This window comes from Parabacteroides sp. An277, from assembly GCF_002159645.1.
Classification (GTDB): Bacteria; Bacteroidota; Bacteroidia; order Bacteroidales; family Tannerellaceae; genus Parabacteroides.
Map to the genome: position 1 here is coordinate 1 of NZ_NFJB01000040.1, position 16480 is coordinate 16480.

Below are 16480 nucleotides of genomic sequence, written 5' to 3' on the forward strand. Positions count from 1 at the left end.
AAGGCGAACCGGCAGGCGACTGGTACCGTCTGGGCTACACAATGGAGAACACCTTGCGACGCGAAGCGCAGGTAGACGCGTACCGCACGATGGTGGTCTTCCAAGCCCGGTACACGCCGGATGGCTACGAAGAGGGCGAGACCTTCTACCGCGTCCGAGACGACATCTTCCCGACCCGCGAAGAGGCAGAAGCGGCAGCCGAAGGAACGAATGCCCTGATCCGCACCTATCATAACGGACTCTGCTACTACGTCTGGCGCGTGCGTCATTCGGATGATGAAGACTCGGCGGAGGATGGCATCATGGAGTATGGTATTGTCCGCAACAATATCTACCGCCTCTTGGTATCCAACATCTACGGACTGGGCGATGAAGTCCCCTTCCCGCCCGAAGAGCCGACGGATGAACCCGATGAACCGGATAATCCAGACCCGGACGAACCGGACAATCCTGATCCCGATCCGGATCCTACACCAGACCCTGATCCGGATCCTGACCCTGATAACCCGGATCCCGATGAACCAGATCCCGATGAACCAGAGGATGTCCCTATCAAGGTAGAAGTCACGGTAGAAGAATGGACGGAATTAGGCCATAAGGATGTTTTCCTATAAAAACGTTTTTAGTTATTACCTTTTAATTATTCATTGATTGAACATGAAACTATATCATACATTACGAATGTTGCCATTGCTGGCATTGATGCAGTTGGGCGCGGCGTCGTGCGACTATATCCACGAGGACATCGAGCCGTGCGACCACTACCTGCATTTCTCTTATACCTATAATATGTTGTCCGCCGATGCCTTCGTGCCGCAGATGACCAACCAGGAGACAGCCAAACAGGTGGAACTCTTCATCTACGACGAGGCAGGGCAGTTCCTCCGCTCGCAGACCATCTCCAGTGCGGAGTTGGAGACGAACCGTATCCAACTCGACTTGGAGCCGGGTACCTACCAACTTCTCGCTTGGGCGGGACTAAACGATACGGATTATACTTGGACGAAGCCGGAAGCGGGCGACAATATTGACGATTGGCAAGTGCGCGTCAACGGAGTAACAGATTGTGTGGAACGTGAACTTTTAGGGCTTTTCCAAGGACGGATGACGCTCACTATCCCCGAAGGTGGCGAGACTGATACGGAGTTCCCGCTTGTCAAGAATACGAATAAGATTCGGTTTGTCCTTATCGATGCCAACAGTGGCACAGAAGTCAGTACGAACGATTATACCGTGATGGCTGTTACAACCAATGGAGACCTCGATGCGAACAACCAGCCCATTAGCGACGATACGTTTGTCTGGACTCCTTACACGAAAAGTGTAGAACAGGTAAACGACCTAGAAGGCAATGCAGTCTATCAAGCCGTTTGTATGGAGTTGAATACACTCCGCCTTATCGACGGTTCCGCTAATCAGTTGCAAATTCGCCATGACGGCGAAGAACTTCCCTTCCTCCACGTGAGCCTGACCGACCTCTTGCTGCTCACGCAGATGGAGTCGCACGATATGACGGCGCAGGAGTACCTCGACCGGCAGGATGAGTACGTCATCATGCTCTATCTCGACACGACGGGCGGCACGGCACATTGCCTCGAAATCATTGTCAACGACTGGACCATCCGCTTGGATGATGTAAACTTAGGAAGATAGGAGGCACGCCATGAGAGTACAGAAAACAATAGGTTGGCTCCTCGCCCTGACACCTCTCCTCGCCCTCTTCAGCTGCGAATCGGACGACACCATGCCGGATTCCCAGCAAGGCGAATTGGTGCCGGTCACCATCCGGCTGGGAATTGAAGGTAGTGGGATGGCGACGAGGACAGATGAAGTACATCATACAACTGCATTAGAAGAAGAAGCAGAAAGTGCCATAAATTCTTTGGATATATTTATATTAGATGATAGTGGTAATCTTGAAAAGCAGTTGGATTTATCAACTGATTTTAATAGTAATGCCTCTAATACAGCCACTGTCGAATTAACAACAGGTTCTAAAACAGTTTATGCAATAGCTAATTTGCCTGAAGATATTGAAGAACTCGAACTTGATGCTATACAAGGCAATAATCCTTTGGATGTAATTAGAGAAGGGCATGAGTATATCCCTATGTCTGCCGATACAACATGGGATGTTACATCTTCACAAACTACGTATGAAGTAGATTTAATCCGCATGGTAGCAAAGATGGATGTAACGATTATTGATGAAAGAGCAGCAAGTCCGGCGACTCGTGCTGAAGGAAGTCATACACTTACCATAAAGGAATTTTTACCGCATACAACGAATCTATTTCGGGAAGCACATGGTATAATTGAACTTCCTGAAGAGATAGGCTTTGCAAATTTTACATGGAAAAGTATTGAATATGAAGATTCAAAAGCACATCATGACCATTTCTATTTGCATGAATCGAAGCCGAGAGAAAAGGCTGTCTTTGAATTAACATTACATGATGGAGAAAAAGAACGTAATGGTTCTTTCAGTGCTGAGCTTTACCGTAACCATTATTTCCCATTGGTGATTCATCTTACGGATTACAATATGTCGTTTGAAATAACAACGAATCTTGCGGCTATAGGTACAGTACAAGTAACAAAAACAAATACCTCAGAGTACACTTTTGATTTGCCTGAAGGTTGCACCTTTAGTATGAAAGCTACATTGAATAGGAATATGTCTGGTTCTTGGGCTTCGGATGCTACATGGGATTGGGATGTTACCAATAGTATTGATGAAATATTGGTCTTTGATACGGGTACAACTTGGCCGGATAATGCACAAATACCTTCTGGCACAGGAGAGACGAATCCAACTTTCACCTTCTCCGGAACAGTTTCTGCGGTAACGACAGATGGAAAATGTAATATAGCGGTAACGATGAAAGACGGTGATGCTGAACAAACATTCAATATTGTAATTGGTGTACGAGCATTAGGTAACGGCGAGTTGGGTAATCAGCCGTCAACTTCGGCACTTACCCGCTCCGCCTCCCCAGAAGCGCAACCTATCATCATCGAACTCTAAAAGAAAGGAAAGAAGCATGAAAGGAAATGCAGATAAACAACCGTAAATAAGAAAAAACGTGCCGCGCGGGCAGCCTCCTGAACAGGGGTTCCGACACCTATAGGAAGTGTCCCTGACACTTATAGGAAGTGTCACCGACACTTATGGGAAGTGTCAGGGATACTTATGGGAAGTGTCGACGACACTTCCTATAGGTGTCGAAACCCACTCGGAGAGCCTTCACCCACGCACCGCCTTTTCATAAGATAATAGATTAAATAACAATACTTTAAATAACACGAAAATGAAAACAAATAAACTATACAAACTAATCGTGCCCTTGCTGTTCCTCGCCGGCTCTATTGGCGTGGCTTGGGGGCAGGGGAATAATGACAAGGATAGTTATTCCAATGTTACCATTACGCATAAGAAAACTGGTGGTGTGTGGTATGATACTACTTATCAGGAAACACACTCTCGAAATCAAGGAAGTGGAACAGATGAAGATTGGCTAAAAGATACTTTTGATGAACAGGGAGATACTACACTAACTGCGAATAGTTCGACCATTATTATACAGAAGACACATGAATACCGAGATACTATCTATATGTTTCCTGAAGAAACACGCGAATTGATACTGCCGGATATCATGGCTCCGTCAAAAGGTGCAATTCATCTTTCTCTATATAATTATCAACGCTGGTACGATTATACAACAGATGGGTATTCTGAGCATATAAAAGTAATAGATGATGATGATAATAGTCGGGGTGGTTGCGGGTACAAATTCGCTAATGGATTGGTCGGTGGGACATTTCTCATGGAAAATATTAGCGGTAATGCTTTCGATCAAGGATTGTATCGTGTCAATTTTACTATGCCATTATCTCCTTTTTCTGACGGATATATAATAGCATGTGATGCGTCTAATTATACTGATGTAACAAAGCCGACGAGTACTACTGAAGAAACAGAAATGGAAGAACCAACTCTTAGCCAACGTGCCATTTTTGTAATTCTTCCTGCAACAGAAATACAAAGTAAATTAACAACAACCACTTGGTTTCAAGATGACACAATCCACTTTCCTACAAAAAGCGTGGGCAAAACAGATGAGCAAGTGGCATTGGCTATGGCGGCACGGAATTATAGAACGTCAGATAGTGACAATTCAGAGCTTAACTGTTCTATTACTTATCCAACAGGAGGAAATAGCAATTTCTTAACATTGTCTGATGACAGCAAAAATATTAGCGGTAATACCCGTAAAGTATCATTTATTTATAACAATAAGAAAAATGAGTCTGCAACCGGTCCGAAAGATGGAGATATTGCTTATATCGAAGTAAAAAAAGGCGAATACAAAATTGCTCGATTCACTTTAATTTTTGATGCTTATACAGAAGCATTGACACAAGAAGAGGTACAAGAAGCAGAAGGTAATGAAGAAAATGAAAATAATTTTAGAACCAATGCCTATTTAGAGAATAACTATACACTTCTGACTAAATTGGATTTGGATTATACTAATGTTGCTTCTTCTGATAATAACAAATTCTATCCTTACCCGATGAATTGGGAGTTTGGTAGCTATGCGTTCTATACAAAAGCTTCAGGAAGTGGGGTAAAATATACAGATAATCCACAATGGGGGGAATATGCAATTACTTCCACTTTTCCTTTTGCTGGAGGAAGTCCTGCTTTATTGCCAGGTAGTAAATACCATTTGTACGTAGATGCCAATGAATATCCTGGAACAATTTGTACAGTTCCATTCCGTGAAGAGCTTTGCCCAGGAGCCAGCCTTTATGTTACATATTGGATGATGAGTACAGCTAATAATAAAGTACAATGCGATGCCAGTGTCATCTTTGTATTGAAAGGTATTGAAGAAGATGGGACTAAGACAGTCATACATCGTCAAGCATCTGGGCAAATTCCTTATAACCGAAATACAACAACAATATCAGATGGTAAGGGAAATCAAATATACGAAGGAGCCCCTTCGTGGAATCAACTTTACTTTACCTTTGTAAATGGCGTAGGCGATAAGAAATTCGTCAGCTACGAATTGGAAATGCAAAGTAATAATGCGAATACGAATGGGGCAGATTGTATTATTGATGATATACGGGTGTATATGCAAAACCCTACCGCTCGCGTGGAACAACAGAAACTGGCTTGCGGCGAGAGTACTCGTTTACGCATGGACTTGAATTGGGATCAACTGCTTAAACGATTAGGTTTAGAAGAAACGACGGAGTCAAAAACAGATAATTATATTGAGTTCTGTTTTATCGATAGAGATATTTATGATGCGTATTTGAGTAGTCATCCTAATGAAACAAATAAATATGATAAAGCTGTCGAAGAAGCTACGGTTGTTATTGGGCGAGATCTTGATCTAACAGTTGGTAGGTTGTATTATGATTTGAAGTATGAGAATAATACAGAATATACAACATACGATCAATCACAAGATGAAAATGGTGAATATGGCTCTTTGGCAAAGAATAATACAAAAAATGAGACCAGCGGAGAAACAACTACGAAGTATTTCTTTTATAAATCAAAAGATAATGCAGAAGAAAAACAACTCTCTGTCGATTTTTATGCAGATATGTCACAAGGACGTCGATATACGATGTTGATTCGAGATGATGGAGATATGGAATTTGGTTATCCAGGAGAACATTGTGCCATTACGACCGAGTTCGAAGTGGAAGGACAGAGCCTCATTAAGATGAACGGACAGGTAGTCAAACCCAGTGAAATGAATGACTATTGTACGGGACAAATTTTTGAATTTGCAGTACAGATGCGTTATTATGATACTTCCCTAAAAGAAAACGTGCCGTTATCGGAAGAGGAGAGTAAACAAATCTATTTCGATTGGTTCTTTGGCACGGAAAATGTGTTTAATGGTATATTAGAAAATGAACAAACAGAGTCTCCATCTTTGGGTGAAGCTTTAAAAAAACTGAGAGATGAAGACAAAACAGCCTCAGCTTCTCTGCAAAAAAATGCCGAAGGTCGTTACACACTTGAGACAACGACAAATTTAACAGAAAACGAAAAAGCGGTCATAGAGAAATATCTCAATCTGGAAACGGAAGATGGACTGCATCCACAATTAGTACTCCATGAACAAAAGTTGAATATCCGTATTCTGGAAGAAGGCTTGGATTTAGTAGTTGCCCCGATTGAAATCACGTTAACGACTAATAAAGCTCTTTGTTTCTCACCGCTTCCATTTACATTAATTGCAGCAAATAAAGCCCCACAAATCCAACCGGGATTCGAATACATGGATTATGGGGAAATGGGCGATGAATATGAACCTGCAATGCGTATTGGTTTACAGCAAATAAAAGATTCTAAAACTAATGCGATTACAGTTAATCTACGGAACGCACAATATGCGTTTGCTGAGAGCGAATATGAATCTGGATCTAAACCAACCCATATCGGATTACTTTATGATGATGAAGATGATACTACTCCAACTGAAGGTGATAATTATATCTATCTAACAGATTCTGATGATCCGGCATTAACAGAAATCTTACATCCTACTGGTAGTACAGATTTTGACAGGAAGCAGTATATCATTGGAACGGTAGAATCTTTAAATGCAGTACCAGTTGAGTCAAGTACAACAACTCTTTCGAGTACAGAAAACGCAATGACTATCAAATTCAAGTATGAAGAAAAGATGGATGAAAATGATGATAATAGTCCTACATTTAATCCTCGTGAAGGATATTATTACACATTCACAGTACAGATAGAAGAGCATACAGAGAGTCATAGTAACCCAAAAGGTGCTTGTCGTGGTAATTTCAACCTTACCATGAAAGTCGTCCCCGAATATCTGGTTTGGCAAGGTAAAGATAATACCAAGAACTGGAATAACGACGCGAACTGGAAGCGGGCACTTAATGATGATATTAAGGCATCAGACAAGATTGAGGATTATGAAAATGACAATCGCGGTTTCGTCCCGATGCTATTCTCAAAAGTCATTATCCCGAAAGACTGTAAAGTAGAACTCTATAAAGCTGGCTTTAAAGGAGAAATGGATAAACCTAAAAATATGAAATGGGAAACGACTATAAATGATCTTGAGCAGATGGAGAAGCCTTCAATAAGCGTAGTTGGTGACGACAAACATCCTATCCAATACGATATGATGGTCTATGAAGATGAGGAAGGAAATCTTTCTACGAAACCCTATCGCGTTAACCTCTGCGATCAAATCCACTTCGAGCCTAAAGCCGAGATGCTCCATGCCGAGCTATTGGATTACAATAAGGCATGGGTAGATTATAAGTTGGAAAGCGGAAAGTGGCATACGTTGGCCTCTCCGCTCCAAGGCGTAGTGGCTGGGGATTTCTATACGGATAGTGAAACTGCTACGGAAGAGCAGGAATATTTTACGGATATAGAGTTCTCTAATACAGAAAGTACGAAACCGAATGGTGCAGACAAACTCAATAGCCGTATCAGCCCATCTGTTTATCAGCGTGGATGGGATAAAAATAATAACGGTGCGCAAATGATTACTACAGACGGAACATCTTCTACTCGTGCAGTTCAAGGCAACTGGAGCGCAGTATATAATAATGTATATGATGAATACAAACCGGGCGAAGGTTTCTCGTTGAAAGTGCTGGATATGCCAGATAATAATGGAACACCCGTAGAGGATGCTATCTTCCGCTTGCCAAAGGCAGATGATTCATATAATTATTATACGGTAGGAGATGATAACCAGCTTACATCTTCAGAGAATAGTAATAATGGCAGTATGCCAGATTCCAGAAAGAATGCAGGCAAGTTGCAAATCACACCTGATGACGATGCTACTGAATCTGAATCTTTGCATATAGTAATACTAATTGGCGATAACCAATATTATCTAATCGGCAACCCATTCATGGCACATCTGAATATGGAAGCATTCCTTAATGGGAATAACGGTGTAGGTAGTGCTTATTGGTTTAACGATGAAGATGGTGTGCAGAATATTATTTCTGTTTCAGAGAACGATTGGATAACGACCGGTTCTACCACAGCGCCTCTTGTCCCGCCTCTCCGCTCCTTCTTTGTACGGAAAGCAGATAATGCAACAGAACCTGTATCTGTAACCTTTACCAAAAATATGCAAGTATTAGGAACTGCGACTGAGGACGAAACCAACACCAACGCCCTCATCCTAACCGCCCAAACAGCGGACGGCAAGACAAGCCGGGCAGCGATTGCATACGATGCGACAGCAAAAGCGACGTATGAGACAGACGAGGATGCGGAACTGTTCTTGGATTCGAACCTGAGCGATGTGCCTGCTATCTATACCGTTGCCGGAACGATGGCGACAAGCATCAACCGCACGTCGGAACTCTATAATATTCCGGTCGGTATTTATGGAAACAGTACGGAAATGGTCACATTGTCGTTCGAGGGACTGAACCACTTCAGCAGCGCGACACTCTACGATGCCGAGGAGAAAACAGAGACGCCGCTCCGAGAAGGGACAACATTGACAGTACCGGCAAGCACGAGCGGCCGTTACTTCCTCCGCGCCGGCACACCGACGGCAAACGAGGTCATCGAGACGAGCGACATCCAAATCTACACGCTGTCGGGCAACCGGGTGATGGTGACGTCGAACGTACCACTCAAGGACATCCGCGTCTATACGATGAACGGCGCACAAGTAAAGCATACGAAAGCCGGTGTATGCAGCTTCGAACTCTATCTGGCGGATGGCATCTACCTTATCACAGCCCAAAACACAAGCGGTGAGACCCAGACGGAGAAAGTAGTGGTGCGATAAGACCAGTTACGAAAAGCTAAGGCCGATGTGAATCGCCCTCCATTTAATGTTTTATTAGTGTACCCCAGGCTCCGGCCTGGGGTTTATTTTTGCTGGACAATCCTACCTTTTTGCTGGAGAATCTTACGATAGCTCGGAAAAAGAGATGGCAGCGTGCGGGAAATCCGTTATATTTGTGCCTTAATCTTAAAAACACAAGAAATATGAATAAATTAGCTATCATGGCCGCTTCGTTCCTCCTCTCATGGGGAGCGATGGCAACTACTCCGCCACCAACAGCGGAACCGGAAACTTTCGAAGTAGGAAAAGGGACGTTCCTTCTGAATGGGAAACCGTTCGTCATCAAGGCTGCCGAAATCCATTACCCGCGCATACCGGAGCCTTATTGGGAACAGCGAATCCTGTCGTGCAAGGCATTAGGTATGAATACCATCTGTTTATATGTCTTTTGGAACATTCATGAGCCCGAACCGGGCCAGTTCGACTTTACGGGGAATAATGACATTGCCCGCTTCTGCCGTCTGGCGCAAAAGCACGGCATGTATGTGATTGTCCGTCCGGGGCCCTACGTCTGTGCGGAATGGGAAATGGGAGGTCTCCCGTGGTGGTTGCTTAAGAAAAAGGATGTGAAGCTTCGCACGCTCGATCCTTATTACATGGAACGCGTGAAGCTATTCATGACAGAAGTAGGCAAGCAGTTGGCAGACCTGCAGCTCTCGAAGGGCGGAAATATCCTCATGGTACAAGTCGAGAACGAATATGGCGCGTATGCTACAGACAAGAAATACATCGCGGCTATTCGCGATATTGTTCGTGGCGCTGGCTTTACGGATGTCCAGCTCTTCCAATGCGATTGGAGTTCGAATTTCCAAAACAACGCGCTCGACGATTTGCTGTGGACCGTCAACTTCGGGACCGGAGCCAACATCGACGACCAGTTCCGGAAGCTGAAAGAGGTACGTCCCGAGTCGCCCCTCATGTGTAGCGAATTTTGGAGCGGTTGGTTCGACCACTGGGGACGTAAGCATGAGACGCGTGACGCCGCCACGATGGTCTCTGGCATTCGCGATATGCTCGACAGAGGCATCTCCTTCAGTCTGTATATGACACACGGCGGGACGACCTTCGGCTGGTGGGGTGGCGCAAACAATCCCGCTTATTCGGCGATGTGTAGTTCCTACGACTATGATGCGCCTATTAGCGAAGCCGGATGGACGACGCCCAAATATCATCAGCTCCGCACGCTCTTGCAGAATTACCTGCCCGAGGGCGATACGCTTCCGGCATCTCCTGCACCATTCCCAGTCATCGAAGTGCCGGCTATTACCAACTGGAAAGTGGCTCCGCTGTTTGAAAATCTCCCGAAGCCGAAGCAGACAGAAGAGATCAAGCCGATGGAACTATTCGACCAAGGCTGGGGCACGATACTCTATCGCACGACTTTGGGCGAGGATACGGAAGGCACGCTCCACATCGACGAGGTGCATGACTGGGCACAAGTATTCGCGAACGGGAAACTTCTGGGTCGCCTCGACCGCCGGCAAGGGGAATTTACACTGCCTTTGCAGGAAAAACTCCCGAAGGGCACGCAGCTCGACATCCTCGTGGAGGCAATGGGCCGCGTAAACTTCGACCAATCTATCCATGACCGCAAAGGTATCACAGACCGGGTAGAAGTCATCCATCGTGGCGACACGACCGCGCTGAAGGGGTGGACCGTCTACAACTTCCCGCCCTTCTACGAATTTGTGGCAGACAAGACCTATCAACCATGCGATAGCGCCCTGCAGGCTCCGGCTTATTATCGCGCTACGTTCCATCTCGACCGGACAGGCGACACCTTCCTCGATATGCAGACTTGGGGCAAAGGGATGGTCTGGGTGAACGGACATGCCATGGGTCGCTTCTGGGAAATCGGTCCGCAACAAACGCTCTTTATGCCGGGCTGCTGGCTGAAGGAGGGAGAGAATGAAATCATTGTCCTCGACCTGAAAGGCCCGCGCGAAGTCAAAGTGCCTGGGCTGAAGCAACCGATTCTGGACATGCTCCGGACACAAGCACCCGAAACGCATCGCCAGGAGGGAGAAACGCTGGATTTGACGCAAGAGTCCCCTACCTTCCGCGGCGTCTTCCAACAGGGAAATGGCTGGCAAGAGATTCGCTTCCCGATGGCAGCGACGGGACGTTACTTCTGCCTCGACGCGACATCCAATTTCGACGGGACGAACCTCACCGCTATTGCCGAGCTCGACGTCATAGGCGTGGATGGAAAGCCCTTGCCCCGCGAGCAATGGAAAGTGGTCTATGCCGATAGCGAGGAGACGCGCAGCGGGAACCACACGGCCGACAAAGTCTTCGACCTTCAGGAGAGTACCTTCTGGCAGACCGTAGACAATGTCTCCTATCCGCACCAGCTCGTCATCGACTTGGGAAAAGTATACACGATTCACGGCTTCCGGCTGTTGCCCCGTGCCGAGAAGGGTGCGCCCGGGCAGCCGAAAGACTACACTATCTATGTGAAGGCGAATGCATTTGAGTATTAACCTAGGTCCTTCGTGACCCTTCATCCTTCCCCTTAGCCAGGTAACTTTCTACCCCACGCTAAGGGGAATTTCTTTTTTTATTTCCTATCAGAGCGGCCTCGCCATAGCAGGTTTTGTGAAACATCGAGTATATGTAGGGAAAACTTTAAGGGGTAATGGTTTTATTAGAAGAGTTCGGAGTGGGTGCCGAGGCGGACAATCTCCACTACATTTTCTGCTTCGTCCACCCAAATAAGCAGGAAATCATTCTCTACATGGCATTCCATGCAGCCTTTGTATGAGCCTGTCAGCTTATGAGGCAAGAAGCAGGCAGGCACGGCAAGACCATTGAGCAAATACCCAATCACTTCATAAAGTTTGCGCATCTTGGCCTCATCCCTTCTGTACCGCTTCAAGTCCTTCTTGGCACGGGTACTGTATCGCAACTCTTTCATTTACTCTATCTCATTTATCGATTTCATGAATGATTCGAAGCTGGAAGCATCAATTGTCCCGGCATATTTACCCGACCGAGCTTCCTCGATGGCGGCCATCGTCTCGGGGTTAGGGCGATGCTTCAGGGCTTCGTCCAAGAGGATTTCGACCAAGTCTGTCAAACTGCGGTGTTCGTATCGAGCCTCCGCGCGGAGCCGTTCCATCAACGAAGCTCTCAGGCGGAAAGAGGCCTGCTGTTTACGTTCAATCGTTGTGTTCATAATCTGATTCGTTTAGAGATGTGGCAAAGGTAGAATAAATGTATTATAAAACAAAGAATAAATAGGGAAAAGATAAATTTTGTACCTTTGCGCCGAAAACAAATACATAGACAGTGGATATTCAAGCGTTATTGCAATTATATGCCTCGCATCCCTGTGTAGGTGCGCTCAACCGTTTGATGACAGAAGGTACGGATCGAAACATCCTGATGAAGGGTTTAGCTGGTTCGGCCGCAGCGATGACGGTGGCTTCTCTTTTTGCGCAGGGTACGGGAAACTTTATTTGTCTACTCAACGACTTAGAGGAGGCAGGTTATTTCTATAATGATGTGAAGCAGCTTTTAGGCGAAGAGATGGTCTATTTCTTTCCTTCGGCCTACCGGCGCGACATCAAATATGGACATACAGATGCGGCGAACGAGATTCTGCGGACGGAAACATTAAGTCTGTTGCAAAAGCCAGGCGTCCGATTTGTGTTAGTCACTTATCCCGAAGCACTGGCCGAGAAAGTGGCGACACAAGAAACTGTAAAGGAAAATACGCTGCACATCTCGGTGGGCAATCAATTGGATAATATCTTCGTGGCGGATGTACTGGAGTCTTACGGATTCGAACGTGTAGATTATGTATACGAGCCAGGACAATATGCCATTCGCGGAAGTATCCTGGATGTCTTCTCCTTCTCCTATGAATATCCGTACCGCATCGACTTTTTTGGCAATGAAGTAGAGACAATCCGCTCGTTCGACGTAGAGACGCAGCTTTCGAAAAACAAACTGGATGAAGTGTATATCATCTCGGAAGTAAGCAAACAAAATGCGTCGGGGCGCTGCCTTCTCGACTCACTTTCAGAAGATACCTGGTTAGCCGTACGCGACCTGGATTGGTGTCGGGAACGCATTGGCGCCATCTGGCAAGAAGAGCCCGTCGTCGCAGACGAAGAGTCTTTCTCTACCATAGAAAAGATGCAGGCCAAGCTGGTTAATTGGGACGACTTCCTTCAGGGAGCACTTCGGTTGCGCCGGTTGCAATTCGGGACGCATCCGGTCGGAAACCCTGATGCCACGATTACATTCCAGACCCAGGCGCAACCTATTTTCCATAAAAACTTTGACCTCGTGAGCCAGGCGTTCCATCAATACTTAGAAGAGGGATATACCCTGTATATTCTGAGTGATGTAACCAAACAGGCCGACCGTATCCGAGCCATCTTTGAAGATCGAAATGAAATGATACCCTTCACGGCAGTAGACAGGACATTGCATGCCGGATTCTCGGATGCCATGTGGAAGGTGTGCTGTTTCACCGACCATCAACTCTTCGACCGTTTCCACAAATACAGCCTGAAGAGTGATAAGGCACGGAGCGGAAAGATGACCCTTTCGTTGAAGGAATTGAATCAATTCACGTTGGGGGATTATATTGTACATATTGATCACGGCATCGGGCAATTCGGGGGACTCGTACGCATGGAAGTGAATGGGAAGATACAAGAGGTCATCAAGCTCACCTATCAAAATAATGATGCCATCTTTGTCAGCATTCATTCGCTCCATAAACTCTCCAAGTACAAAGGAAAGGATAATGGCGAACCGCCTAAGCTAAGCAAGCTCGGAACAGGCGCATGGGAAAAGATGAAGGAACGCACCAAGAAAAAGGTGAAAGACATTGCGCGCGACTTGATTCTTCTCTACGCAAAACGCAAGCAAGAAAAAGGCTTCGCGTTTAGTCCGGATAGTTTCATGCAACAGGAATTGGAAGCCAGCTTTATCTACGAGGATACGCCAGACCAGATGAAGGCAACGGCCGAAGTCAAGGCTGATATGGAGAGTCCACGACCCATGGACCGCCTCATTTGTGGAGATGTGGGCTTTGGTAAAACAGAGGTGGCCATCCGCGCGGCTTTCAAGGCTGTATCGGACAACAAACAGGTAGCAGTATTGGTTCCGACAACAGTGCTTGCTTTCCAACACTACCAGACCTTTACCGAGCGGTTAAAGGATTTCCCTTGTCGCATCGACTATATCAGCCGGGCCCGTACTACGGCACAAATCAAACATGTCCTGAAAGATACCAAAGAGGGAAATGTCAATATCCTCATCGGGACGCATCGCCTCGTCAGCAAAGACGTTATCTTTAAAGACTTGGGATTACTCATCATCGACGAAGAGCAAAAGTTTGGTGTCTCGGTCAAGGAAAAACTTCGCCAACTTAAAACCAACGTCGATACGCTGACGATGACTGCCACTCCGATTCCGCGCACGTTGCAATTTTCACTCATGGGGGCCAGAGACCTGAGTAGCATCACCACGCCACCGTCGAACCGTTATCCGGTACAGACCGAAGTGGAGCGCTTCAATCCGGAGATTATCCGTGAAGCTATCAACTTCGAGATGTCACGCAACGGGCAAGTATTCTTTATTAATAACCGCATCCAAAATATCTACGAGATAGAAGCCTTAGTACGTCGTGAAGTGCCTGATGCCCGCATTTGCGTAGCCCATGGACAAATGGACCCGGATGAATTGGAGAAGAAAATACTCGATTTCGTACACTACGAATATGATGTGCTCGTGGCAACCAGCATTGTGGAGAGCGGTATTGATGTCCCCAATGCCAACACGATTATTATCAACAACGCCCAACAATTCGGACTTTCCGACCTCCACCAACTTCGTGGACGCGTAGGGCGAAGTAATCGGAAGGCATTCTGCTATCTTCTCTCGCCCCCGCTGAGTTCGCTTACCCAAGAAGCACGTCGCCGTTTGCAAGCCATCGAAAGCTTTTCAGAGTTGGGAAGCGGTATCCATATTGCGATGCAAGACCTCGACATTCGCGGAGCTGGCAATATGCTGGGAGCAGAACAGAGTGGTTTTATAGCAGACCTCGGCTACGAGGCATATCAGAAAATCTTGGAAGAAGCTGTCGACGAATTAAAGCACGACGAGTTTGCCGATCTCTACGCCAACCTCGCAAACGGGAAGGAAAACTATGTACGGGAAACCTTCATCGAAAGCGACCTTGAGCTTCGATTCCCTCCGACTTATATCCCGAACGATTCCGAACGCATCTCTATCTATCGCGAACTCGACAATATGGAGCGGGAAGAGGATATCCAAGCCTTCATCGCTCGCCTCGAAGACCGGTTCGGGAAAATTCCCCACGAAGGCATGGAGCTAATCCGCATCGTCCGCCTACGCCGCATGGCACGCTCGCTGGGAATCGAGAAAGTCGTGTTGAAGAAAGGACAAATGAACCTCTATCTGGTATCGGCGCCAGACAGCCCTTACTACCAAAGCGATGCCTTCGACCATTTACTAACCTATCTCCAAAAGCATCCGCGAGATTGTAACTTGAAAGAATCGAATGGCAAACGCATCGTTATTATCAAACAAGTGCCCAGCGTAGAGAAAGCCTGCGCCGTATTCGAGGAAATGAAACTTCCAAATGGAATCTAATCACCATCTTTCATTAACCTTGACATTGCTCTATGCAGGTTTCAAGCGGGTAGAATCCTGGTGGAATTACCAGCATGTGGTAAGCCCGTTCTACCGGTTGTATTATATCCAGGAAGGAGAAGGAACCATTTATATGAATCAAACCTCCTACCGCTTGTCGCCCGGACAACTATTCCTGATACCGAAGTTCGTCGTCCACAGTTATGCCTGCAACGACTATATGGAACATTACTATATTTGTTTCTTCGACGATATAGCCGGAAAGAGCGGAATCAATAATCCGCTTTTGATGAAATTCCAAGTGCAAGCCCAAGCTATAGACTACGCCCTCATCCACCGGTATATACAACTGAATCCAGGTAAGAATATCCTTATATGCGACCCCAAACAATATGATAACGACCGGAGCTTATATGAAAAGCAAAGCAGCGTTAATTTCTCCCAATTTCCCTACGATATCGAGAGCAAAGGCATCTTGTTGCAACTCTTCTCCCGCTTCCTGACGGAAGCTTGCATGAAAGAACCCCATCAAAACAGCTTACATGAGAAGCTGAACCAAGTCATACATTACATAAATAAGAACTTAGACAAGCGTATACAAGTATCTGATTTGGCCGATATTCTTTGTGTCACCCCCGACCATTGCTCGAAGACCTTCAAGAAAATCATCGGCATTTCTCCCTGCGAATATATCCAAGTCAAACGCATCGAACGGGCACAAACGCTCCTGTTAACCACAAACAAACCCGTTTCCCAAATAGCCGAAGAAGTAGGCATTGGAAATCTCTCCCAATTTTCCCGTTTATTCTCCAAAATCAGCCATTGTTCCGCCCGCGAATATCGGAATATACAAATAAAGCAACTCGAAAGCGGAGACATAATCCAGTAAAATAGCACAAATCTGATAGAACCACTAAAAAGAAAAAGGTGGGAGA

At 46.0% G+C, this 16480-nt stretch carries 9 protein-coding genes; 7 read left to right on the forward strand and 2 right to left on the reverse strand.

Annotated elements, in window-relative coordinates; translation table 11 throughout:
* The 5 genes from B5F77_RS15620 to B5F77_RS13220 all read left to right on the forward strand — a co-directional run.
* Nucleotides 1–614: fimbria major subunit (locus tag B5F77_RS15620; protein ID WP_204244978.1), on the forward strand; the 614-nt coding region annotated here is incomplete at its 5' end.
* A gap of 43 nt (nt 615–657) precedes the next feature.
* Nucleotides 658–1653 carry a FimB/Mfa2 family fimbrial subunit gene (locus tag B5F77_RS13205; RefSeq protein ID WP_087331537.1) on the forward strand — a complete coding sequence of 332 codons (996 nt, stop codon included), beginning with the start codon at nt 658–660 and terminating at the stop codon, nt 1651–1653.
* Nucleotides 1654–1663: 10 nt separating this feature from the next.
* On the forward strand, nt 1664–3028 hold the full coding sequence (locus B5F77_RS13210; protein ID WP_087331540.1) for a FimB/Mfa2 family fimbrial subunit: 1365 nt from the start codon (nt 1664–1666) through the stop codon (nt 3026–3028).
* A 283-nt stretch (nt 3029–3311) separates the two neighbouring features.
* Entirely contained in the window at nt 3312–8849 is a 5538-nt protein-coding gene (locus B5F77_RS13215) for a hypothetical protein (protein ID WP_087331542.1), read from the forward strand.
* A 254-nt stretch (nt 8850–9103) separates the two neighbouring features.
* Nucleotides 9104–11392 carry a beta-galactosidase gene (locus B5F77_RS13220; protein ID WP_239446358.1) on the forward strand — a complete coding sequence of 763 codons (2289 nt, stop codon included), beginning with the start codon at nt 9104–9106 and terminating at the stop codon, nt 11390–11392.
* Nucleotides 11393–11556: 164 nt separating this feature from the next.
* Here B5F77_RS13220 and B5F77_RS13225 read toward each other — a convergent pair whose 3' ends face one another.
* Both B5F77_RS13225 and B5F77_RS13230 read right to left on the reverse strand, forming a co-directional pair.
* Nucleotides 11557–11826, reverse strand: a complete 270-nt coding sequence (locus B5F77_RS13225; protein WP_087331548.1) for a type II toxin-antitoxin system YafQ family toxin — start codon at nt 11824–11826, stop codon at nt 11557–11559.
* Nucleotides 11827–12087, reverse strand: coding sequence for a toxin-antitoxin system protein (locus B5F77_RS13230; RefSeq protein ID WP_087331551.1), 261 nt, complete (start codon nt 12085–12087; stop codon nt 11827–11829).
* Nucleotides 12088–12200: 113 nt separating this feature from the next.
* Between B5F77_RS13230 and mfd the strand changes: the two genes are divergently transcribed.
* Together mfd and B5F77_RS13240 are read left to right on the forward strand one after the other, a co-directional pair.
* Nucleotides 12201–15545 carry a transcription-repair coupling factor gene (mfd, locus tag B5F77_RS13235; protein ID WP_087331554.1) on the forward strand — a complete coding sequence of 1115 codons (3345 nt, stop codon included), beginning with the start codon at nt 12201–12203 and terminating at the stop codon, nt 15543–15545.
* Nucleotides 15535–16434 (forward strand): AraC family transcriptional regulator, encoded by a 900-nt coding sequence (locus B5F77_RS13240; protein WP_087331557.1) that lies wholly within the window; start codon nt 15535–15537, stop codon nt 16432–16434. The genes mfd and B5F77_RS13240 overlap by 11 nt, the downstream gene beginning before the upstream one ends.
* The last annotated feature ends 46 nt before the right edge of the window (nt 16435–16480 follow it).

Coding starts and splice junctions, on each gene's coding strand:
- B5F77_RS13205 (WP_087331537.1), top strand. CDS start 658: ATGAAACTATATCATACATTACGAATGTTGCCATTGCTGGCATTGATG.
- B5F77_RS13210 (WP_087331540.1), top strand. CDS start 1,664: ATGAGAGTACAGAAAACAATAGGTTGGCTCCTCGCCCTGACACCTCTC.
- B5F77_RS13215 (WP_087331542.1), top strand. CDS start 3,312: ATGAAAACAAATAAACTATACAAACTAATCGTGCCCTTGCTGTTCCTC.
- B5F77_RS13220 (WP_239446358.1), top strand. CDS start 9,104: ATGGCAACTACTCCGCCACCAACAGCGGAACCGGAAACTTTCGAAGTA.
- B5F77_RS13225 (WP_087331548.1), bottom strand. CDS start 11,826: ATGAAAGAGTTGCGATACAGTACCCGTGCCAAGAAGGACTTGAAGCGG.
- B5F77_RS13230 (WP_087331551.1), bottom strand. CDS start 12,087: ATGAACACAACGATTGAACGTAAACAGCAGGCCTCTTTCCGCCTGAGA.
- B5F77_RS13240 (WP_087331557.1), top strand. CDS start 15,535: ATGGAATCTAATCACCATCTTTCATTAACCTTGACATTGCTCTATGCA.